Source organism: Collinsella sp. TM04-29, assembly GCF_003466565.1.
Taxonomy (GTDB): Bacteria; Actinomycetota; Coriobacteriia; order Coriobacteriales; family Coriobacteriaceae; genus Collinsella.
The window spans coordinates 1187048-1209328 of the sequence record NZ_QSPW01000001.1; the positions used below are offsets into that span (position 1 = coordinate 1187048).

The 22281-nt window shown below is 60.1% G+C and carries 23 protein-coding genes and 1 riboswitch; of the genes, 8 read left to right on the forward strand and 15 right to left on the reverse strand.

Annotated elements, in window-relative coordinates; genetic code table 11:
- Positions 1-102: 102 nt before the first annotated feature.
- Both rpiB and rpe read right to left on the reverse strand, forming a co-directional pair.
- Positions 103-567, reverse strand: a complete 465-nt coding sequence (rpiB, locus tag DXD39_RS05370; RefSeq protein WP_117800344.1) for a ribose 5-phosphate isomerase B — start codon at positions 565-567, stop codon at positions 103-105.
- A gap of 68 nt (positions 568-635) precedes the next feature.
- A complete protein-coding gene (gene rpe, locus DXD39_RS05375) occupies positions 636-1289 on the reverse strand; it encodes a ribulose-phosphate 3-epimerase (protein WP_117803354.1) in 654 nt (217 codons plus the stop codon).
- Between the two features lie 231 nt (positions 1290-1520).
- Between rpe and DXD39_RS05380 the strand changes: the two genes are divergently transcribed.
- Positions 1521-2504: a LacI family DNA-binding transcriptional regulator gene (locus tag DXD39_RS05380; protein ID WP_158565447.1), complete on the forward strand. Its 984-nt coding sequence runs from the start codon at positions 1521-1523 to the stop codon at positions 2502-2504.
- Between the two features lie 130 nt (positions 2505-2634).
- Here DXD39_RS05380 and polA read toward each other — a convergent pair whose 3' ends face one another.
- Positions 2635-5379 carry a DNA polymerase I gene (gene polA, locus DXD39_RS05385; RefSeq protein WP_117803356.1) on the reverse strand — a complete coding sequence of 915 codons (2745 nt, stop codon included), beginning with the start codon at positions 5377-5379 and terminating at the stop codon, positions 2635-2637.
- A gap of 166 nt (positions 5380-5545) precedes the next feature.
- On the opposite strand from polA, the gene DXD39_RS05390 reads away from it, so the two are divergent.
- Positions 5546-6943, forward strand: coding sequence for an aminopeptidase (locus DXD39_RS05390; protein ID WP_117655131.1), 1398 nt, complete (start codon positions 5546-5548; stop codon positions 6941-6943).
- A gap of 103 nt (positions 6944-7046) precedes the next feature.
- A complete protein-coding gene (locus DXD39_RS05395; protein WP_117803357.1) occupies positions 7047-7856 on the forward strand; it encodes a YaaA family protein in 810 nt (269 codons plus the stop codon).
- A 23-nt stretch (positions 7857-7879) separates the two neighbouring features.
- On the opposite strand, the gene DXD39_RS05400 is transcribed toward DXD39_RS05395, so the two are convergent.
- Positions 7880-8401 (reverse strand): hypothetical protein, encoded by a 522-nt coding sequence (locus tag DXD39_RS05400; RefSeq protein WP_117803358.1) that lies wholly within the window; start codon positions 8399-8401, stop codon positions 7880-7882.
- A gap of 62 nt (positions 8402-8463) precedes the next feature.
- Positions 8464-8580, forward strand: a riboswitch (TPP riboswitch).
- Here DXD39_RS05400 and thiC point away from each other — a divergent pair.
- Both thiC and thiD read left to right on the forward strand, forming a co-directional pair.
- Positions 8572-9906 carry a phosphomethylpyrimidine synthase ThiC gene (gene thiC / locus DXD39_RS05405; protein ID WP_117803359.1) on the forward strand — a complete coding sequence of 445 codons (1335 nt, stop codon included), beginning with the start codon at positions 8572-8574 and terminating at the stop codon, positions 9904-9906. (Overlaps the previous riboswitch by 9 nt.)
- Positions 9907-10086: 180 nt before the next feature.
- Positions 10087-10917, forward strand: coding sequence for a bifunctional hydroxymethylpyrimidine kinase/phosphomethylpyrimidine kinase (gene thiD / locus DXD39_RS05410; RefSeq protein WP_117803360.1), 831 nt, complete (start codon positions 10087-10089; stop codon positions 10915-10917).
- 145 nt (positions 10918-11062) lie between these two features.
- Here the strand turns inward: thiD and DXD39_RS05415 are convergent, their stop codons facing one another.
- The 5 genes from DXD39_RS05415 to DXD39_RS05435 all read right to left on the reverse strand — a co-directional run bounded on the left by DXD39_RS05415 (position 11063) and on the right by DXD39_RS05435 (position 14878).
- Positions 11063-11668, reverse strand: coding sequence for a pentapeptide repeat-containing protein (locus tag DXD39_RS05415; RefSeq protein WP_233541111.1), 606 nt, complete (start codon positions 11666-11668; stop codon positions 11063-11065).
- A gap of 85 nt (positions 11669-11753) precedes the next feature.
- Positions 11754-12413 carry a GDSL-type esterase/lipase family protein gene (locus DXD39_RS05420; protein WP_117803361.1) on the reverse strand — a complete coding sequence of 220 codons (660 nt, stop codon included), beginning with the start codon at positions 12411-12413 and terminating at the stop codon, positions 11754-11756.
- 78 nt (positions 12414-12491) lie between these two features.
- Positions 12492-13622, reverse strand: coding sequence for a TIGR02452 family protein (locus DXD39_RS05425; protein ID WP_117803362.1), 1131 nt, complete (start codon positions 13620-13622; stop codon positions 12492-12494).
- Positions 13623-13759: 137 nt separating this feature from the next.
- Positions 13760-14455: a Bax inhibitor-1 family protein gene (locus DXD39_RS05430; RefSeq protein ID WP_117803363.1), complete on the reverse strand. Its 696-nt coding sequence runs from the start codon at positions 14453-14455 to the stop codon at positions 13760-13762.
- Positions 14456-14539: 84 nt separating this feature from the next.
- The gene (locus DXD39_RS05435) at positions 14540-14878 is read right to left on the reverse strand and encodes a hypothetical protein (protein ID WP_117758724.1); all 339 of its coding nucleotides are present in this window, start codon (positions 14876-14878) and stop codon (positions 14540-14542) included.
- Positions 14879-15127: 249 nt separating this feature from the next.
- On the opposite strand from DXD39_RS05435, the gene DXD39_RS05440 reads away from it, so the two are divergent.
- From DXD39_RS05440 to DXD39_RS05450, 3 genes are all read left to right on the forward strand, one after another.
- Positions 15128-16177 (forward strand): inorganic phosphate transporter, encoded by a 1050-nt coding sequence (locus DXD39_RS05440; protein WP_117803364.1) that lies wholly within the window; start codon positions 15128-15130, stop codon positions 16175-16177.
- A gap of 67 nt (positions 16178-16244) precedes the next feature.
- Positions 16245-16868, forward strand: coding sequence for a DUF47 domain-containing protein (locus DXD39_RS05445; RefSeq protein WP_055251695.1), 624 nt, complete (start codon positions 16245-16247; stop codon positions 16866-16868).
- Positions 16869-17152: 284 nt separating this feature from the next.
- Positions 17153-17683: a nitroreductase family protein gene (locus DXD39_RS05450; protein WP_117803365.1), complete on the forward strand. Its 531-nt coding sequence runs from the start codon at positions 17153-17155 to the stop codon at positions 17681-17683.
- Positions 17684-17848: 165 nt separating this feature from the next.
- Here DXD39_RS05450 and DXD39_RS05455 read toward each other — a convergent pair whose 3' ends face one another.
- From DXD39_RS05455 to pstB, 6 genes are all read right to left on the reverse strand, one after another.
- Positions 17849-18523, reverse strand: coding sequence for a DivIVA domain-containing protein (locus DXD39_RS05455; RefSeq protein WP_006234242.1), 675 nt, complete (start codon positions 18521-18523; stop codon positions 17849-17851).
- A 61-nt stretch (positions 18524-18584) separates the two neighbouring features.
- A complete protein-coding gene (locus tag DXD39_RS05460) occupies positions 18585-18872 on the reverse strand; it encodes a YggT family protein (protein ID WP_369832332.1) in 288 nt (95 codons plus the stop codon).
- A gap of 15 nt (positions 18873-18887) precedes the next feature.
- On the reverse strand, positions 18888-19610 hold the full coding sequence (locus DXD39_RS05465; RefSeq protein WP_055251691.1) for a cell division protein SepF: 723 nt from the start codon (positions 19608-19610) through the stop codon (positions 18888-18890).
- A 60-nt stretch (positions 19611-19670) separates the two neighbouring features.
- The gene (locus DXD39_RS05470; RefSeq protein WP_089571590.1) at positions 19671-20408 is read right to left on the reverse strand and encodes a YggS family pyridoxal phosphate-dependent enzyme; all 738 of its coding nucleotides are present in this window, start codon (positions 20406-20408) and stop codon (positions 19671-19673) included.
- Between the two features lie 119 nt (positions 20409-20527).
- Complete coding sequence (locus DXD39_RS05475) at positions 20528-21385, reverse strand: PhoU domain-containing protein (RefSeq protein WP_055251687.1); 858 nt, start codon at positions 21383-21385, stop codon at positions 20528-20530.
- 92 nt (positions 21386-21477) lie between these two features.
- Positions 21478-22281: a phosphate ABC transporter ATP-binding protein PstB gene (pstB, locus tag DXD39_RS05480; RefSeq protein WP_089571588.1), complete on the reverse strand. Its 804-nt coding sequence runs from the start codon at positions 22279-22281 to the stop codon at positions 21478-21480.

A 22281-nucleotide genomic window follows, 5' to 3' on the forward strand; every position in this document is an offset into this window, starting at 1 on the left:
GCCGCCTGGATGGCGTCTTGGTGCCTAGATACTTGGCTGAATTGTTTGAATTGAAAAGGGCTCGTCGTTGATACGAGCCCTTTTTCTGTACGGTCAATTTGGCTAGGCTTCAGCCGCTTCGAGCTGCTGCGTCTCTTTGATCTTGGCGATCATGTCGATGCGGCGCTGGTGACGACCGCCTTCGAACTTGGCGTCGAGCCATTCGTCCACGATCATCTTTGCGAGCTCGGAGCCCACCACGCGGGCACCGAAGGCCACGATGTTGGTGTTGTTGTGCTCGCGGCTGAGTTTGGCCGAATAGGGCTCGGAGCATACCACGGCACGCACGCCCTCAACCGCGTTGGCTGCCAGGCTGATGCCCACGCCCGTGCCACAGATAAGAACGCCCAGATCGCACTCCCCTGCCGCCACGGCGCAGCCGACCTTGTAGCCGCTGATGGGATAGTCAAAACGCTCGGTGGAGTTGGTGCCAAAGTCCACGACCTCGTAGCCGCGCTCCTCCAGGTGCTCCTTGATGATGTTCTTGAGCTCGACGGCCACGTGGTCGTTACCGATTGCGATCTTCATTTACAGGTTCCTTTCGATCGAGCCACATGGCTCTTTGCTATTAACTGACAGCCTCTGGCCTGCCGCGGTTAGTACTCCTCTCCCTGACGCAGCTTCTCAAGCGCTTCCGCATAGGTCATGTCCTTGCCAAACAATGCGCTCGTGCCCAAGATGAAGCCGTCGGCACCGATGGCCGAGAGTTCCTTGACGCGCGCGGGCGAGCAGGCGCCGTCGATCATGATCTTGAAGCCGTACTCATCCTTGAGAGCCGCAAGCTGTTCAATCTTCTTTTTAGTGAATTCGATAAACGCCTGCCCGGCAAAACCGGGATTGACCGTCATAACCATCACGTAGTCGCAGAGGTTGAGAATCTCCTCGAGCAGGGTCACCGCGGTATCGGGGTTGACGGCGATGCCCGCAGCGCAACCGAGCGCTTTGATGGCGGCGAGCGTCTTGACCACATAGCGCTCGGACTCGGGATGAATGTAGATGATATCAGCGCCCGCATCGGCAAAGAGGTCGATCTTGGCCGCCGGGTTCTCGATCATCAGATGCACGTCGACGAGCTTTTGCGTGGCAGCGCGCACGGCCTTGATGTCCTCGAGGCCCATCGCAAAGTTAGGTACAAAGCTACCGTCCATCACATCGCAGTGAAAGATATCGGCACCCGCGGAGTCGAGCTCACGCACCGTGTTGGCAAGCTCGCCGTAATCGGCGCACATCATACTGGGGCAGAGAAGCATAGATGATCCCTCACAAATTCGTCCAAGAGCGTCATTTGGTTAATCGTATAACCAGCTGAGAATCTACCAAATGCCAGTGTATGAATCGGTAAGCGGTAGTTATTCACTCCGTGAACGGTACCTAATTCATGGTTAATCGTATAATCAAGTGTTAACCAAATAGGACGTTATAATTGTTAACCAGCAGGCGTTAACCAAGCTGGAGGTCCCATGGCGCAAAAACAGCTCTCAATGAAAGAAATCGCCCAACTTGCCGGGGTCTCCGTAGCCACCGTGAGCCATGTGGTCAACAACGTTGGCCGTTTCTCCGAGGACACGCGCAAACGCGTGCAGGATGTTATCGACCAGTACGGTTACGTTACCAACCAGTCCGCCAAGACGCTTCGCCAAGCGCAGTCGCGCTCCATAGGCATGATCGTGCCCGATATATCCAACGACTTCTTTTCCAAGATCGCCTACCATGTAGAGCGCACGCTTGCGGCGCAGGGGTACTCTGTCTTTGTCTGCAACAGCGGCAACGATCCGCAGCGCGAGCGCGATTACTTCCATAGCCTTGCCAGCAAGCAGGCCGACGGCATCATATGCATCTCGGGCCTGCGTGAGCTCACGAACGACATCGTCACGCGCGGTATCCCCGTGGTCTGCATCGACCGCATGCCGCAGTCGGACCTCGCCATCCCCCACGTGGGGACCGATGACGAACGCGGCGCCTACCTGGCAACGAGCGCACTCATTGACCGCGACTGCAAAAACATCCTCACCATCTCGAGCTTTACCGCAGACTACGACCGCAACGACCGCCTCACGGGCTATATGCATGCGCTCGCCGATCATGGCCTGCCGCTTCGCCGCGAGTACATGGCCTACGTCACCGGCCAGCGTCCTAGCATGGACGAGGCTCAGGATATCGTTGCCGGAATGATCGATGCGGGCATGCCGCTCGACGGCATCTTTGCTACAAGCGACCATTCGGCCGCAGGAGCGCTGCGCGCCGTGCAGGCAGCAGGTCTCAACGTGCCCGGAGACATCAAGATCGTGGGCTACGATGACTCCATCTACTCAAAGCTCACCACGCCGCAGATCACCACGGTTCAGCGCCACCCCGAGCTCATGGCACAAGAGGGTTGCAAGGCGCTCCTCGACCTCATCGCAGGCCGCACCCCCGCCATGGAGACCGTGGCCCCCGTAGAGCTCGTGCGCCGCAGGAGCTGCTAACCGCACAGAAAGACGCCGCGGGACGCATCCAAGCCTGGAAACGTTCCGCGGCGTCGGCATTGGCGACCTGCGACCATCGGGCGGCCAGAAGCGTCGCACCCATGGTCATCGCCCGCAAGCTCGTCGCTCGCTACTTGGCCTCGGCCCAGGTTATGCCGGTGCTGGCTTCGGCGATTAGGGGGACGCGGAGGTCTACTACGTGTTCCATGACGTCGCGGACCATGGTGGTTAGGCGCTCGACTTCGTTGACGGGGCACTCAAAGTCCAGTTCGTCGTGTACCTGCAGGATCATGTGGGCGGCAAAGCCTTCTTCTTCCAAGCGACGGCTTACGCGGGCCATGGCGATCTTGATGATGTCGGCGGCGGTGCCCTGCATGGGGTGGTTCATGGCCGTGCGCTCACCAAAGCCGCGGAGCTGTGGGTTTTTGGCCTTGAGCTCGGGAATATGGCGTCTGCGGCCATACATGGTCTCGGCATAGCCCGTCTGCTTGGCTCGCGCCACCACATTGTCGAGGAACGTGCGCACGCCCGGGTAGGCCTCGTAGTAGCGATCGATCATATCGCGCGCCTCGGCCATCGAGATGTGCAGCGACTGCGACAGACCATAGGCCTGCTGACCGTACACGATGCCAAAGTTCACGGCCTTGGCGCGGCTACGCAGGTCGGGTGTCACCTCGGACACCGGCACGCCAAATACGCGCGCGGCCGTCTCGGCATGGAAGTCCTCGCCCTCGTTGAAGGCGCGCACCAGGTGCTCGTCACCCGAAAGATGCGCGAGCAGGCGCAGCTCGATCTGCGAGTAGTCCACCGCCAAAAAGACGCTGCCCTCGCCCGCCGAGAACGCCGTCTTGACGGTACGCCCCAGCTCCGAGCGCGTCGGAATGTTTTGCAGATTGGGGTCGCTCGAAGACAAACGCCCCGTCGCGGTGATGGTCTGGTTGTACGTGGTGTGCACACGCCCGTCACCACGGCGCAGCGGGCCCAGCGTGTCCAGATAGGTCGACTTAATCTTGGACTTCTCACGCCAGTCCAAAATCAGGCGCACGATCTCGTGGTCGCGGGCAAGGTCGCTCAGCACCTTGGCGTTGGTCGAATAGTAGCCGCGCTTGGTCTTTTTGAGGCCCTTGGTCGGAAGTCCCATAACATCAAACAGCACGTGCGAGAGTTGCATGGGGCTGCCGATGTTAAAGGTCTCGTCGCCGGCCAGGTCGCGAATGCTGCGCTCGACATCGGCAATCTGGGTCGCCAGGCCCTCGGACAGACTGTGCAGGCGGTCGGGGTCCACGAGCATGCCCGCGCGCTCCATCTTGGCAAGCACCGGCACGAGCGGCATCTCGATCCCATCGAACACGTTGGCGGCGTTCTCGCGGGCCATGCGGTCACGCAGCGGTGCAACCAGCGCCAGCGTCAAGGCCGCCGTGCGAGCGGCGGGCGCAGGAGCGTCCTCGCCAGCACCCTCTGCGCCGCGCGCCGCAGGCAGCGCCATCTGCAGATACGTATCGGCCAGATACACCTCGTCAAACTCGGAGCGGTCGGAATCCAACAGGTAGGCGGCAACAACGGTATCGAAGATGCGCGTGGAATCGACTGCCAGCGGATCCATGAGCTCGAGCTCAGAAGAATCGATGGGCGAAAGCTCATGCAGAAGCGCCTTCATATCCGGGCTCGCCACACGGCCTTCCATAAACAGACGCGCGAGCACGCCGGCAATCACGCCGTGGGCGAAGTTGAAGCCCTCAACCTCAGCCGCCGCACCACTGTCGCCCTCCTCGAGCGCAAACAGGCCCTTGGACGTCGCCAACCACAGCGTGCGCGTCAGCCCAAAGAGCGCGCCCTCTTCCTTGTCATCGTCCACCACGGCGGCGACCCACTCGCCGGCATCAATCACGCGGGAGACCTCAGCCGCAACGGCACCAAGCGCGCCAGCATCGCCGGCGGCTGCGCGCAAAACGGCGGGAATCTCAAACGTGCTGGCAGCTGCCCCGCCCTCGCCGCCGATCAGCGCCAAGAAACGGTTCTGCATGGCGGTGATACCAAGCGTGCCCAGCGCCGCGGAAACCTCATCGGCGGAAAACGCCGGGAAGGACGTCGCCTCAAAATCGAGCTCAACGGGTGCATCGGTGCGGATGGTCGCCACCTTACGGCTCAGCAGCGCGTCGTCGATGTGTGCGCGCAGGTTTTCTCCCATCTTGCCCTTAACCTCGTCAGCATGCGCGATGACCTCGTCAAGGCTGCCGTACTGCGCGATGAGCGCACTCGCCTTTTTGGGGCCGATGCCCGGTACGCCGGGAATGTTGTCCGACGTATCGCCCTTCAGACCGTAAAAATCGGGCACGAGCGCCGGCGTGATGCCGTGATACAGGTCGTCCACGCTCTCGGGCGTCATGATCGCCACGTCGGACAGGCCCTTGCGAGTCGAGACCACGTTGACGTGCTCGGTCACGAGCTGATACATGTCGCGGTCGCCGGTCACCAGCAGCATGTCGCAGCCGGCCTCCTCGCCCAGGCGCGCCATGGTTCCCAGGATATCGTCGCCTTCCCAGCCCTCGGACTGCAAAATGGGCACGTTGAGCGCGGCGAGCAGCTCCTTGATCATGGGGAACTGCGCGTGCAGGTCGGGGTCCATGGGCGGGCGCTGCGCCTTGTACTGCGGCAGCATCTCCATACGCACGCGCGGCTTGCCCTTGTCAAACGCCACGACAACGCCGTCGGGATTAAAGGCATCGATCATCTTGAGGAACATGTTCAGAAAACCAAAGATCGCGTTGGTGGGGCGACCGTCCGGCGCGTTCATGGTCGGCGGCACGGCGTGGAAGGCGCGATGCATGAGCGAGTTGCCGTCGATGACGGCAAAGGTACGGCGCTTTTCAGACATATTGAATACCTCGCTTTGGGCTGGGCACGGTTTGCTCACACCAGTTTACACGCTCCCCGCCCCGCGGCCACCGCACATCAGGCTTCCCTGCCGCCGCGGGCCCGCGCGTGATACGATGGCTCACGGTACATCAACCAGCACGATCGATCCGAAAGGAGCCTGCGTCATGGAGCGTCCCAGCGCATGGAAAAAGTACACGCCACAGCAGATCGAGGAGCTCGAGGAGCTTTGCCGCGGCTATAAGCAGTTTTTGAGTGAGAACAAGACCGAGCGCCTGTGCGTCAAGGCCGGTATCAAGATGGCCGAGGAGGCGGGCTACGTCAATCTGGAGACCGTGATCGCCGAGGGCCGCGCGCTCAAGGCCGGCGACAAGGTGTACGCCGCCAACCACGGCAAGGACCTCATGCTCGTCAACCTGGGCACCGCCCCGCTCGAGCAGGGCTTTAACATCCTGGGCGCCCACGTGGACTCGCCGCGCCTGGACCTCAAGCAGAACCCCGCCTTCGAGGCCGGCGACATGGCTTATCTCGACACGCACTACTATGGCGGCGTCAAGAGCTACCACTGGGTCGCTTCCCCGCTCGCACTCGTGGGCGTCATCTGCAAAAAGGACGGCACCACCGTCGACATCAACATCGGTGACAAGGCCGACGACCCGGTCTTTACCATCTCCGACCTGCTGATCCACCTCTCGAGCGAGCAGATGGCCAAGCCCGCCAAGGACGCCGTCGACGCCGAGATCCTCGACGTGATCGTGGGCGGCCGCCCCGTCAAGTTTGACGAGGACGACAAGGACGCTCCCAAGGAGCCCGTCAAGCAGATGTTCCTGGATATCCTCAAGGAGCAGTACGACGTCGAGGAGGAGGACTTCCTCTCCGCCGAGATCGAGGTCGTGCCCGCCGGCCCCGCCCGTGACATGGGCCTCGACCGCTCCATGATTCTGGGCTATGGCCACGACGACCGTGTCTGCGCCTATCCGTCCATGCTCGCCCAGATCAATGTGGCCAATGTGGAGCGCACGAGCATCACACTCATCGTCGACAAGGAGGAGATCGGTTCCGTGGGTGCCACCGGCATGACGAGCCGCTTCTTCGAGAACACCGTCGCCGAGATCATGACGCTCGCCGGCGAGGATAGCCCGCTGGCCCTGCGCCGCGCGCTCGCCCGCAGCCGCATGCTCTCCTCCGACGTGTCCGCCGGCTTCGACCCGGGCTACGCCGGCAAGTTCGAAACCAAGAACGCAGCCTTTATGGGTCGCGGCCTGTGCTTTAACAAGTACACGGGCAGCCGCGGCAAGGGCGGCTCTAACGACGCCGACGCCGAGTATGTGGCCCTCATCCGCGACATCATGGACGAGGCCGGCGTGGACTTCCAGACCTGCGAGCTCGGTCGCGTCAACGCGGGCGGCGGCGGCACCATCGCATACATCATGGCTAAGTACGGCATGAACGTCATCGACTCTGGCGTTGCCGTCCTGTCCATGCACGCCCTGTGGGAGGTCGCTAACAAGGCCGATATCTACGAGGCCTATCGCGGCTACAAGGCCTTCATCGAGCGCGCGTAACCAACCCTTCATCAGTTGCGGTGAAATACAGACTAACCTGGCCCATAAACGGCCAAAACAGACCGTATTCCACCGCAACTTCCTTTTTGGCAGAGGAGAGTCCATGCTGCAGGTCGTCATTTCGCCCGCCAAGCAGATGCGCGCGGCCCAAGATGCTTTTGAAGTCCTGGGCATTCCACCCTTTGCGCGCGAGACGGCTCGCCTCCACCGCGCACTGCTAGATATCGAGCGGAATGAAGGCAGCGACAGCCTGCAGGCGCTATGGAACGTGAGTGACAAACTGCTGGGGCCTTGCCTCAACACCCTGCATGAGTTCCGGCCCATCCTGAATAACGGCGATCTCGACAATCCCGCACTCGCCCGCCGCATCTCCCCTGCCATCATGTCCTATCACGGCATTCAGTACCAGAGCATGGCGCCCGAGGTGATGGATTCCGCGCAGCTCACATGGCTGCAAGACCATCTATGGATCCTCTCCGGCCTCTACGGGTGCGTTCGCCCCTTTCATGCCGTCGAACCGTATCGGCTGGAGATGGGCGCAAAGCTTGCCGTCGACGATACCCGAGACCTCTACGCGTTTTGGGGCGACAAGCTCGCACGGGCTATCGCCCCGGCAGGTTCAAACACCACGATCGTCAACCTCGCCAGCGTAGAGTATGCCAAAGCCGTTCTGCCCCACCTCGCGGGCGACGCCACGGCCGTCACATGCCTCTTTGGCGAGGGTATCCGCAACGGCAAGCCCATCCAACGGTCGACCGCCAGCAAAAAGGCGCGCGGCTCCATGGTGCGGTGGATGGCAGAAAACAAGCTCGAGGATGCAAGCGAACTTACCGCATTCAACATCGGCTATCGGCACATCCCCGAGCTTTCAGACAAAAACACCCTGGTTTTCATGAACGCGCAGGCACAATAGACCCGCCGTTTCCAAACACCCCGTTACTCCGCCAAGCCGTCGGCCTTTGCAATCTCGCTCGTCGAGCCATCTTGGTAGGTAATCTTAACGTGCTCTACGTCGGATACTTTGACGCCCGACGGGGGCTCCAGGCGCCATTCCGTCAGCGCGATATCCATCGTCGTGGGCACATCCCCTTGATCTTTGAGCTCGACCGTCAGCGTTTTGAGCGTCGCATCAAACGTCACGCGTTCGATTTCTTCGCCCGGAATGGATCCGCCACTCAGTTGCAATTGCACAAACTCGTCGCGCGGATACCAATAATCGCCCGGAACGGCGAGCGTATTGGCATTACCGCCAGTACTCCTCATCGTCATAATCGGTAGACTATCATCAGCCTCGAACTCCCATGCAGCGCCGCCGCGACCGCCAAGCGTCCAGATACAAAAGGCAATCACCAGCACGGCAAGCACCGCAAAACCAATCGCGACAAGGCCATGGTGCGCACGGCTTTCCTCGGCCGATACATCCCATTGTGTCTCTCGATATAGATGCTTGTCTTCCATGTTCGCCTCCCCACGGACATGCTCGTTGGCCCAATCGTACCCATTCAGGCTATACTTGAGCCCATGACATAACGGGGAGCTTGCAGGACAAGACGGCAGGCTGAGATTGGGCGCGCCCGCCCTGACCCGCAAACCTGATATGGGTAATGCCAACGAAGGGAGCCGTGCCAATGAGCACACAGACCGAGCCCAAGCTCGTCACGCAAATCGACTTCGCCCGCGCCGGGCAAATCACGCCGCAGATGAAAGAAGTCGCCGAGCGCGAGCATCGCGACCCCGAGTACATCCGCGAGCGCGTGGCCGACGGCCGCATCGCCATCCCCGCCAACATCGTGCATATCAAAAAGGGCATGCGCGCCTTTGGCGTCGGCGAGGGCCTTTCCACCAAGGTCAACGTCAACCTGGGCATCTCGGGCGATAAGGCCGATGCCGCCGAGGAGTGGAAGAAGGTCAAGATCGCCGAGGACTTTGGCGCCGACGCCATCATGGACCTCTCCAACTCGGGCAAGACGCGCCAGTTCCGCCAGCAGCTCATCGACGAGACGCCGCTCATGGTGGGCACGGTGCCGATGTACGACGCCATCGGCTACATGGAAAAGCCGCTGGTCAAGCTGACCAAGGACGACCTGCTCGAGGTCGTGCGCGCGCACGCCGAGGACGGCGTGGACTTTATGACCATCCACTGCGGCATCAACAAGTCGGTCATCAAGACCTTTAAGGAGACTGGCCGCCTCATGAACATCGTCAGCCGCGGCGGCTCGCTGCTGTTTGGTTGGATGGAGGTCACCGGTAACGAGAACCCCTTCTACGAGTTCTACGACGAGGTGCTCGAGATCTGCCACGAATACGACGTGACGATCTCGCTCGGCGACTCCTGCCGCCCGGGTTGTCTCTACGACTCCAACGACGCAACCGAGACCGCCGAGATGATCGAGCTGGGCAAGCTGTGCAAGCGCGCCTGGGCCGCCGGCGTCCAGGTTATGGTCGAAGGCCCGGGTCACATGGCGCTCGACGAGATCGCAGCCAACATGAAGCTGCAGAAGCGCCTGTGCCACAACGCCCCGTTCTATGTGCTGGGGCCGCTGGTGACCGATATCGGCGTAGGCTACGACCACATCACCGCCGCCATTGGTGGCGCCATCTCCGCCAGTTCCGGCGCCGACTTCCTGTGCTACGTGACACCGGCAGAGCACCTATGCCTGCCTAACGCCCAGGACGTGCTCGATGGCCTCATGGCCACCAAGATTGCCGCACACGCCGCCGACATCGCCAAGAAGGTACCGCACGCCCGTGACATGGACGACAAGATGGGCCAGGCACGCCGCAAGCTCGACTGGGACGCCATGTGGAAGTGCGCCCTCGACCCGGTCACCGGCAAGAAGCGCTACGAGGAATCCCCCGCCGCCACTGAGGGAACCTGCACCATGTGCGGCAAGATGTGCGCCGTCCGCACTGTCAACAAGGTGTTCGAGGGCACGACAATCGACCTCGGCATGGAGGACTAACTCGTCGCCACGATTGCTTTTGGAAGCACCGCGACGTCGACCGTTGTTGACGTGTGAACATTTGCTTACATTTGCGTAAAGATTGCATCGCCCGCCCGGGTTCGACATAGAGTCGGCCCGGGCATCTTTATAATGCTGGCTTAAAGACCCATTTGATTCCGACCGAACAAGGGAGCAAACATGGATCGCAGTAAGGTACCTGCCGTCCTGTCCATCGCAGGATCCGATTCCAGCGGTGGCGCCGGCATTCAGGCCGACATCAAGACCATCACGGCGCACCGCCTGTATGCCGAGACGGCCATCACCGCCATCACCGCACAAAACACGCTCGGTGTCACCGCCGTGCAGAATATCTCCCCTGATATCGTCGCTGCGCAGATCGACGCCGTATTTGACGATATCCGCCCCAGCGCCGTCAAGATCGGCATGGTTTCCTCTGCCGAGATTATCGAGGTTATCGCCGACCGCCTGAGCGCCCGGAACGCGACAAACGTGGTCGTCGACCCCGTCATGGTAGCCACCTCGGGCGCACGGCTGATTGCCGAAGATGCCGCCGAGGCGCTCACCCGCCGCCTGTTCCCACTTGCAACCGTCATCACGCCCAATATTCCCGAGGCCATGGCCCTGCTTGACTACGAGGTCGACTCCGAGCGCACACAGCAAAATGCTGCCATGCTCCTCACCCGCCGCTTTGGTTGCGCATCCCTCGTTAAGGGTGGGCATCTTGTCAACGAGGCCAACGATGTATTGGCCGAACCCGCGCCACTCGATGACGAGGGCAACCATCTGGGCGATCCGCTCACCACGTGGTTCCGCCACAAGCGCATCGAGACCGACAACACACACGGCACCGGCTGCACGCTTTCGTCCGCCATCGCCTGCGCGCTGGCCCAGGGCATGGATCTTGCCGATGCCGTCAACGCCGGCAAGGCATACCTGACAGGCGCTCTGGCCGCCGGCCTGAACATGGGCAAAGGCTCCGGCCCTGTCAACCACATGTGGCAGTACTAAATAGCCAGTAACCTGCCAAAAAGAGACAGGCTACCTTGCACCAAAAACCGTCGCAACATTCGATGAAAATCGTGCAAACGCGAAAAATCATCGGATGTTGCGACGGTTTGATTTTAGATAGCGGTCGAGCAAAGGGCCGGGGCGTCTAGTCGTCGGCGAGTTGAATTCCCAACAAACCCGAGAGTGCCAGCGCCTGCTCGGCATTGACCGTCAGGCCACGCAGCTCATGGTAATCGCCCGAAACAACGGGCGCTGCAAATGTACAGCGCGACACATCAACGCCGGAAAGCGACGTCTTGAACACATCAACACGCGTCAGGTCACAGCCATCCAGGCGTATCTGACCCAGCTTGGCACCCTGAAACGCAGCCTCTCTCAGACGTGTATCGCATGCTGTCATAGGGCCAATGCGTCCCTCCGAAAGGTTCGCATAGCTCAAATCGCACGATCCAAACGACACGCTCGACAGGCGCGCCTTGAGCAAGTTGAGTCCCGGTGCCGAGCAGTCAACGAAGTCGCAGCGGCTGAGCCAGCAGCCTTCCATGTTGCAGCGGATAAAGCGGCAACCGCGAAACACCACGTCGCGAAACGTCGAGCCGCTCCAGTCAACGCTATCGAACTCGCAAGATCGGAACACAACGCCATCGAAGGTCGCGCCGTTCGCCACGTCGTAGGCAAGATCCAAATCCTCAAAAGCGGTATTGGAGACGAGCTCATCGCCCTCGGCAAAGAGGTCGATGAGCTCGTCCATGCCCATATGGCAGCCAATCCGTTCGTTTACCCGGGCAAAACCACCACAAAGGTGCCTGTCCCCTTTGCGGTGGCTTGGGGCCGTGCTACTCACCGAGCATCTCTTTGAGCTTGGCTGCCACGGCGTGACCCAGGCTCTCGTGGCTTTCGGGCATCATATGCAGATAGTCGATATCGCCCGGCTCGGCAAACTCGGCGGCATTCAAAAAGTCGCAGCCAAACTGCTCGGCCACGTGCGCATAGTACTCGCCAAAATGCTCAGATGCCTCAACGGAATGCTCGTCAAAGTCGGTCATATACACATCGGCGATCTGCGGCTTGATCTTGATAGGAGCCATCAGCAGGATGCGTGGGCAGGGCGCGGCATCGGTCCAGGCAAACGCACGGACGGCGCGAATCAACGCCATGGCACCACGGGCGATATCGGAAGCTGTCACGCCAAAGACCGTCTTACAGTCGTTGGTGCCCAGCATGATCACAATGGCGTCCAGCGGCTTATGGGCCTCGAGCAGCATCGGAAGTGCGCGGATGCCGTTAAGATTGGTGTCCAGATGGCACATGTCGTCGCGTACCGTCGTGCGGCCGTTGAGGCCTTCTTCAATTACATGCCAGCCCTCGCCTAAGTCACGTTGGGCCACGCCGCACCAGCGCACATCCTGCGCATAGCGCACCGCGGTGCCGTCGCGCATGCCCGCCGGATCGTAACCATAGGTGTTGCTGTCGCCAAAGCATAGAACGTTTTTCATCGTAAGCCCCTCGCTCAGTAAAAAGCCGACGGAAGCAGCCTCTCCCGTCGGCTCGACCTATCTGTCAGCACGTACCGATTACAGGTACTTGCGCCAATCGTCCTCGTCCTCATCATCCTCGGTAGCAGCCTGGGCCTGCTCGGCGGCGCGAGCTGCCGCAGCGCGAGCGGCAACCTGGGCATAGGACTCCTCGTTGCGCTCGGGGAAGTTTGCCAGCACGTGCTCGAACTTGGCAAAATCCTCATCCCAGCGCGTAGAAGGCACGGCAAAGAAGACCTGCTTGACCTTGAAGTCGCCCGATGCGAGCTCCTTGCGGAAAATCTCGGCCACGGCCTCGGCATCAAAACCGTTGTTGTCGCAGCCCCAAGCGCCCAGTACGAGCTTCTCGCGATCCAGCTCGTCGCAGATGGCGAGCACAAAGCGGATACGGTCGCGCAGCGCGTCCAGCAGCGCATCGTCGCTCACGCGGTACTCCTGGCGTGCGCGCTTGGCATTGGGCGCGGCGGCCACGATGACATCGGCATACGCATGCACGTGGTTGCGGTCAAAACGCACCGCAGGCACTACCAGCGCACGGTTGCGGTAGAGCTCGCAGTTGATATTGCGGCGACGGTTCTCGCCATACCACTTGCGCTGCTTGTCGAGCACGTTGTACAGATACGAATCGGCGCAGAGCGTAGCCTCCTGGCCCAGATAGCCCTGGACGTAGCCGCCACCCGGGTTGGTGAACGAGGCAAAGGCGAGCACTGCCATGTCGCAAAACTGCGCATAGCCACGGCCGTTGTCCAGAATGGCCTGCGTGGCGGAGGCATCAAGCACGGTGACCTCGGGCAGGGTCGGAGCGGGCTCCTCGGCAGGCGCGGACTCGGTCTCTGCGGGTTCCTCGGCAGGCGCAGACTCGTCCGTGACCTCGGTCTCGACGGACGCAACCTCAGCGGCCTCGACCTCGGCGGACTCAGACTCCTCGGCAACCGGCTCCTCGGCAGCCGCAGCCGCTTGGGCCTTGGCCTTCATCGCCGCGACAAAGCCGGCAGGCATACCGTCGAATTCGCGAACGCCGGCAAGCGAGCGCTCGATATCCTTGGCACACGCCTCGGACACAGCCGCCACGTGGCGCTCGGCAGCCTTTGCGCGAGCCTCACGCTTGGGGTTGGGCTGTCCCGCGCGGTTGGGCCTGCGGTTACGGTTCCTGTTGTCGACATCTGCCATGAGTGGTCACCTTTCCTGTCGCTGCCGCTTTCGGTTTTTCCCATCCATGATACCCCGCCACGTACAAAAAAGACGGCCCCGAAGGACCGCCTTTCGCATTGATTTACGCACGCGGCGAGCACCGCTGCAACTCGCCGCTAGTCGCGACGACCAAGGATATTCAGGATACGCAGGAACACGTTGATGATATCCACGAACAGGTTGGACGCCATGAGCACGGCGTTGGGCAGCGTGGGCGGCACCGTCGTGGCCACATAGGTGTCGTAGCCAATAAAACCGGCGAACACCACGATCACGATCAGGTCGGTAATAGACTGCGAAACACCCATAAACATCAGCACGATCTCGACCAGGATCGTGGCAAGCAGAACGCCAAAACCGATGCCGTACACGCGCTGGAAGAACTTGGGGAAGGTCACGCCCAGCGCGCCAAAGACAAAGGTGATGGCGGCGGTGGCGATAAAGGCGGTGTTGATGGTGGGCAGGTCGTAGTTGGCAAGGCCAAACGACGCGGTCAGGCCAAAGGTGCTCGCAAAGATCACGTAACCCGTGAGCGACAGGCCCACAGACTGCTTGCCCGCGGCAGCCGACATCATGACAATGCCGACGATAGTCAAAATAAACGAGCCAAAGACCAGCGGCAAAGCGGCGCCGCTCATCATCATGCGGGCAAACGCCATGGTGCTCGTAAAGTAGGCGCCGGCGCCCATGGCGCAAAAGCCCAAAAAGATCAGGGCAGACATGACAAGGTTGTACGCGCGCGGCGACATCTCCTTGGCGCGGCTTGCGCCGCTCTCGACGGGGCCGTTCTGATAGCCCTGGATATCGTTCATAGGTTCGTCCTTTCAAAAAGCGCCACAAATAACGGCGCAGTAGCTGACAAGATTCCTGTCATTGTACCCGAACGCCGTGCGTCCTTACCTACGGCGCTCGCCCTCAAGCGTACGATCAAACGCCCAGACCCACCAACGCATCACGTGGGCCTGCGAGCCGTCCGGCCGTCCGCACGCCTGGTCCTCCAGATACAACTCGGTCGCATGCCCGCCAAAACGAACCTTATACGTTGCCGTACGAACACCGTGAACCGTTAAGCCAAAGCCCGTGGACGAGACAATCTCGTCAATTGTAAAGCAACGACCGTCGACCCAGCAGACGGTGACCGGCACGACTTGTCCGCCCGCGAGGATGCGAGCCACAACGTCCACATACTGCTTGTGCACGCGCCGAGTTTTGCCATCTGTCTGTCGATATTCCATGTCTCCTATTATCGAACGCATGTTTGCATATTGTAAAGCGAACAGACTGTGGTTTTGGAGTGTCGTAGCAATCGCACGTGTCCGCATGGCGTGATAGCAAAAAGAACACCCGCGGTCAACAGGGCTAATATTCAATTTTAGTGCCAAAAAATTACTTCTCCCATCAGAACTCGGCAAAGAAACCCGCAGGAGGTGATACGATTTATCATGTTTTTGTAACGTGCCTGCAAACTTCGAGAAAGCCCATATATGGACGTAACGTTCTCAACCTTCCTCGGCCAAATTGTGTCGAACCCAGTCCTTGCCGTCACCGTGATCCTCGCGTTGGGCGCCATCTTCGTCAACGGATGGACCGACGCGCCCAACGCCATCGCGACCTGCGTCACTACGCGTTGCATGCCCGCCCGCGCCGCCATTCTCATGAGCGCCGCATTCAACTTCCTCGGCGTGCTCATCATGACGCACTTTAACGCGAGCGTCGCCAATACCATCTCGCATATCGTTGACTTTGGCGGAAACAGCACCATGGCGCTCGCCTGCCTGTGCGCGGCCCTGTTCTCCATCGTCGTCTACGGCGCCACAGCATCGCGTTTCGGCATCCCCACCTCGCAAAGCCACAGCCTTATCGCCGGCCTGACCGGTGCCGCTATCGCCCTCGGCGGCGCGAGCAGCGTCAACGTCCACGAGTGGATGAAGGTCATCTACGGCCTGGCACTCTCCATCGGCCTGGGCTTTGTCATGGGCTGGGTCCTGTGCAAACTCGTCTCGATTCTTTTCGCCGCCGCCAACAGGCGACGTGCCAACGTCTTCTTTAAATACGCTCAGATTGCGAGCGCTGCGGCCATGAGCTTTATGCACGGCGCGCAGGATGGACAGAAGTTCATCGGCGTGCTCTTTTTAGGCGTAGCCTTCGCAAACGGCCAGACTAGCGTCGGCGATGCCGGCATCCCCATCTGGATTATGCTGCTGTGCTCGGCCACTATGGGTATCGGCACCAGCGTGGGCGGTGAGCGCATCATCAAGTCCGTTGGCCAGAGCATGGTCAAGCTCGAAAAGTACCAGGGCTTCTCCGCCGACCTGGCGGGTGCCGCGAACCTGCTGCTTGCCACCCTTACCGGCATCCCCGTGTCCTCCACGCACATCAAGACCTGCGCCATCATGGGCGTCGGTGCCGTCAAACGCCTCTCGGCCATCAACTTCGGCGTCGTCAAGGACATGATGTTCACCTGGTTCTTCACCTTCCCCGCCTGCGGACTCATCAGCTTTGTCATGGCCAAGCTGTTCATGATGTTCATCTAGTCAAACCGAACGTCCATCCGGACCGTAACACCTCGCCCACCCGTCTTCGCCTCGAAAGGACCCACTCATGGCAAAGAAACCCGATTCGTTCTACTTTGACAACTACGTCGCCTGCGCCGACCTCGCCGTCCAGGCCGCCGAGCTGCTTACCAAGATTTTCGAGAACTTCGATCCCGCAAAGATTCACGATATGCTCGACAAGATGCACGCGATCGAGCATGCGGCCGACAAGAAGCACCATGAGCTTGAGGACGCCCTGCTCACCGCCTTTATCACCCCGCTTGAGCGCGAGGATCTGGACCTGATGAGCTGCTCGCTCGACACCGTGCTCGACCGCATCGAGGGCGTCGTGCAGCGCGTCTACTTCACCAACATCCAGAGCATCCATCCCGATGCCATCGTGATCGCCCACAAGGTGACCGACGCCTGCCGCGCCATGAAGGACCTGATGGTCGAGCTGCCCAACTACCGCAAGTCCAAGACGCTGCGCGAGCTCGTCATCCAGATCAACACCATCGAGTCCGAGGCCGACGAGCTCTATATCAACGCCATGCGTAACCTGCACGTTAACGGCAAGGACCCGCTCGAGGTCATCGCTTGGCGTGACGTGTACGCCTTCCTGGAGTACTGCGCCGACTGCTGCGAGAATGTGGCCGATGTCGTGGATTCGATCGTCATGAAGAACAGTTAATTGGGGGTACGTGTCCCGGCGGCGAAGGGCCGGCCACGGTTTGCTTTCTCACTCCGGCTGCTTTGCAGAGTCGTTCGAAAGTAAACCGTGGCCGGCCCTTCGCCTTACGTACCACCATTGGGAACTTTGGCTGATAGTTGTAGCGCGATGGGGGGTTTGGCTGAAGGGACCTATGGTACCCGTTCGGACACTTTGGCCCTTGATGAGCGTTTGGCTGATTGCTGCTTTGGGTATTGTTTGGGTTACTTTGGGTTTGTTTGATTTTTAATTGTTGGAGGGCTTGTATGTCTTATTTGGATCTGGCTCGGTCTCGGTATTCTTGTCGCGAGTTTGAGAATCGTTCTGTTGAGCAGGCTGTGGTGGATGCCATTGTTGAGGCTGGGCGTATTGCTCCTTCTGCTTGTAATAATCATCCAGCCCGTGTGATGGTGCTGGATACGCCTGAGCTGTTGGAGAAGGCTGCTGCTTGTCAGCCTCGGTTTGCTCGTGATGGGTCTATCTTTGGAGCTCCGCTTGTCTTCCTTATTTGCAGCGTTACCGATGATGCTTGGGTACGCCCGTATGACCAGATGAATTCCAGTGAAATCGATACGTCCATCGTGTGTGATCAGATGATGATGGAGGCCACCGAGCAGGGCCTGGGAACGTGCTGGGTATGCCATTTTAAGCCTGAGGTGGCACAGGAGCAGTTCAATCTGCCCAAGGGCGTCTATCCCTATCACATGCTCGTCTGTGGCTATCCCGCCGACCACATCGCCGATCCCGAGCATCGCGAGGCCCGCACTATTCCCCTCTCCAACTTCCTCCTCAAGTAGTTTTTAGACATACCTTAAAATCTACCTTTTACCACGCGCCCTTCGCCGAGTTCTGTCCTATCGCATGCAGAGCTCGGCGTTTTGTTTCCCAACCCGTATACAGCCACAAAAAAGGAGCCCGCAGGTGCGAGCTCCTCTTAAGGACACTAGATTGTAGCTCTGATGCTAGTCCAGGTCGTCGGCGGCAAAGTTGTCGATCGGGGCGAAGGGATCGGCCACGGGGACAACCGGGTCAGCGACGGGCAGCGGCTCGGCGGGAACAGTCACCGCAGGAGAAGCGGCAGAACCGACCGGCGTGGAGGCCATGAGGTCGGCCGGGAAGGAGTTCTGGGCATCGTCCATGAAGTGCTGGATGAGCTTGAGATACTCTGCCTTGAACTCCTCACGGGAAGCCTTGAGACGATCGATTTCCTCGAGCTCGGCCTGCTTTTCGGTCAGAGCCTGGCGGATAACCTCGCGGGCCTTAGCGTCAGCCTCGTTGCGGATACGCTCAGCGTTCTCGTTGGCATCGTTGACGATGGTCTCAGCGGTCTGCTGGGCAGCGATCAGGGCAGCGGAAATCTGGCGCTCCTGAGCGGAGAAGTCAGGGGCGGGAGCAGCCACAGGGGCGGCAGGAACGGCCTGGGCGGTGGCATCCTGAGCCTGGGCAAGCTGAGCCTGTGCATCGGCAAGCTGCTGCTCGGTAGCAGTCAGACGACCCTTAAGGTCGACGATCTTAGCGAGCATAGCGTCAACCTCGGAGGACAGCGTCTCCAAGAAGACGTCGACCTCAGCAGGATCGTAGCCACGCTTGGCCTCAGAGAAAGTCTGAGCCTGGATGTCTGCAGGGGTAATAGCCATAACAAGTCTCCTTTTTCATCGCCTCGGCGCTACACGCCCGACGTAAGTTACAAAGTCAGTTCTATACGAGTATACCTATAAGAAGCTGCAGAACCAGCCTCTGCACCAACTGCAACGCAATAATCGCAACGACCGGCGAAAAATCAATACCGCCCATCGGCGGAATGAAACGACGGAACAGGTTGAGCCACGGACCGCACACGCTATCGAGCACCACAGCAATATCCTGAAGTAAACCACCCTGCTTCATGGGAATCCACGTCATAAAGCAGTAGACGACAATGAGCGTGGAATAGAAGTTGAACAGCGTGTTGACCAGCTGGACGATAGTGTAGATGTTGATGGGAATCTCCTCGTCTTGTCTTTACTTAAGGTAGCCGTCGGCACGAAGCTTCTTGAGATCGGAATCTTTGACCTCGCAACCGGCGGGCAGCACCATGAACACGCGGTCGCCTACCTCCTTGACCGTGGCGCCCAGACCGCAGGCAAAGCCGTAAGAGAAGTCCAAGACGCGCTTGGCAACTTCGGTGCGTACGCCCACAAAAATCAGTGCGACAGGCTGCTTGGTGCGAACGCGGCGCACCACGGTCTCCACGTCGTCATAGCTCTCGGGGCGCAGGACATAGGCCGGCAGCTGCGGCGTGGCGTTGATGATATTGCTCGCATAGGCCGAGGCATCGCTCGGTGCAGGCGCGGGTGCAGCGGCGGCACGGGCGCGGGTGTTCTCGGCGTAGCTCGACGGCGTGTCATAGGCACCAGGACGATAACCGCTCGCAACGCTGTCCTGCGAGCGCGAAGGCGGGTTATACGTCGTGGCATGGCGGGAGTCATCGCCGACCAGCTGACCGGAGCGCGTATACACGGCAACCGACTCAGCTTCACCGCGGCGCGTCTGACCAAGCAGGCCGTTGCTCGGCTCGTCTTGGGTGTAGAAGCCCTCGCCCGAAGCACCGCTGTAGCCGTTGCCCTGATAACTATCGTCATAGCCGTCATCGTAGCCGTAGTCGTCGTCCTGGCCATAACCCTGGTCGTAACCCTGCTGGCCGCCCAGGTGCATCTTATTTTTAATCTCGTCAAGGAAGCCCATGGTTGTGTCCTCTCGCGGTTTAGTGCAGGCGCCCCGATAATCAGTGCGCACTTCAGAGCCTTATTTTACTGCAAACTCCGGGCTAAATACTACCCTGCCCAGGCGAACGAGCGTAGAGCCCTCCTCAAGGGCAGGCTCAAAGTCCTCGCTCATGCCGCAGGAAAGCTCAGGCAGGTTCAAATCGGGATGCGCCGCCTCCAGCTCATCCCTCAGCTCACGAAGCCCCGCAAAGGTGCGGCGTGCCACATCCTTATTCCCCCGGGGCGCCATAGTCATAAGCCCCTGTACGCAAATTCCCTCAAGTTCCGCAAGCTCACCCGCGGCGGCGCGAATCTCATCGGGCGAAAAGCCTCCCTTCGACTCCTCACCACTCACATTGACCTCGATGAGCACACGCTGGGGGCCGGCGAGCTCGCCTGCCTCAATCTTGCGGACAGCACGGCTCGAGATCGCCTGTGCCAGATGCAGCGAACCCACCGAGTGAATCAGCTCGGCTGAGCCCAGCACCGCATTGATCTTATTGGTCTGCAGGTTGCCGATCATATCGAAGCGCACCTCGGGCAGCTCCGGATGCTCCGCCAGACCCGTGAGCTTGCGAACCAGCTCCTGCGGGCGGTTCTCGGCAAAATGGCGATACCCCGCCTGGATGGCGGCAACGGTCTCATCGACACCAACGGTCTTGGACACGGCAATGAGGCGCGCGGCGTCGTGGGGGCGGCCCGCGCGATCGAGCGCCGCATAAAAACGTTCCAGAATCTGCTCGCGGCGAGCGCGCATCAAGTCCAAATAGTTATCCATTGCCAATCGCCTCCGCTGACAGCCAAACAAGTAGTCCCATGCTAACGCAAGAGCGCGGCCCCGCATGTGCAAGGCCGCGCTCACTTAGGTATTTACAATCTTTCGACGAACGGGGTCACTTACTCCTCGTCGTCCTCGCCATCGTCCTCGTCCTCAAGATGATCGAGCAGGTAGCGAAGACCCTCGCTGACCTCGTTAGCGGGCACCTTGGCAACGTAGCGCGCGTCGACGGCGGGCCTCATGATAACACCCTCGCCCGAAGGCACGCGCATGCTCTCGAGCTCATCCTCGTCCACACGGGCGATATCGCCGGCGTTCATACGCTGACCAGTCAACAGGAAGGTCAGACGGCAAGCGGCATCGATGGAAATCGAAGCGATGCGATCGAGGTAGCGCGAAACCATGATAGCGCGGCGCAGGTCGTCATAGTTGCTGTCGTCGTCCATAAAGTCGCCCGTATCCATACGGTTAAAGGTGCGGAAGAACTTCTCGTAGGCGGCGTGCACCGGCTCGTCCTCGACGGCCAAGTTGCAGATGATGGACATGTCATTGGTGACGAGCGCAGAAAGCGAAGAGCCCAGCACCTGGTAAACAGCTTCGGCCTCGGCCTCAACCGTACCGACGAGCTCCTGGGGCAGCGAGATGTCGGCCTTGACCATGTGACGCGTGGCGCGGCAGATCTGGCGAACCTTATCGGTCATGCGCTGCAGGTTAAAGTCGACGTAGATAATCGTCTGCAGCAAGCGGAAGTCGGAGGCGACCGGCGACTGCGTGGCGATCAGGTTGTAGCACACGGCCTCCAAGTTGGCGCAGCGCGCGTCAATCGAAAGCGTGCGCTTCTTGGTCTTGGTGGCGAGCTTGCGGTCGTCGGTCACATAGGCCTTAACGGCATCGTGGAGGGCCAGATCGACGGCCTCGTAGATGCTCAGCATCTCGTGGCGGGCCTCGATGAGCTGACGGGAAAACAGTTTACGCATGGTTCACTCCAATCAGTTGGGTGCGGTCATGCCGCCCGCACAGTGAATACGCACCGGACCAGGTCCGATCGGCTTGGGACTAGTCGCACCGATCAGCCAAAGCGGCCGGTGATATAGTCTTCCGTCCGCGAGTCCACCGGGCTGGTGAAGATCGCGTCGGTTTGACCATACTCGATGAGCGTGGCGGGCTCGCCGGCAACTTCCTGCAAGAAGAATGCGGTGTAGTCGCTGATACGAGCTGCCTGCTGCATTGAATGCGTGACGATGATGATCGTCATCTCGGGCGCCAGCTCGGCCATCAGATCCTCGACCTTAGAGACGGATGTGGGATCGATGGCGGAGCAGGGCTCGTCCATCAGGAGAACATCGGGTTGCACCGCAAGCACGCGCGCGATGCACAGACGCTGCTGCTGACCGCCCGAGAGCGCCAAACCATCCTTGTTGAGCTGATTGGATACCTCTTTCCAGAGGTTGGCGCGCTTGAGCGATTCTTCCACGATGTCATCGAGGTCGCTTTTGCTAGTCACGCCCTGCAGACGAGGGCCAAAGGCGACATTCTCGTAGATGGATTTAGGAAACGGGTTGGGCTGCTGAAAGATCATGCCCACGCGACGACGGAGGTCGACCGGGTCGACGCCCTCGGCATAGATATCATTGCCGTCGAGCGTCATGGTGCCCTCGACGCGCGTACCCTCGATCAGATCATTCATGCGGTTGATGCAGCGCAAAAACGTCGACTTACCGCAGCCCGAAGGGCCAATGAAGGAGGTGATGGCGTTTTTGGCGATGTTGAGGTCGAGCCCCGTCAGCGCATGAAAGTCACCGTACCAAAAGTTGAAATCCTTGGCCGTAATGGCCGCTTGCTCCAGCGTGGGAGCGGACTGGTAAACGGACAT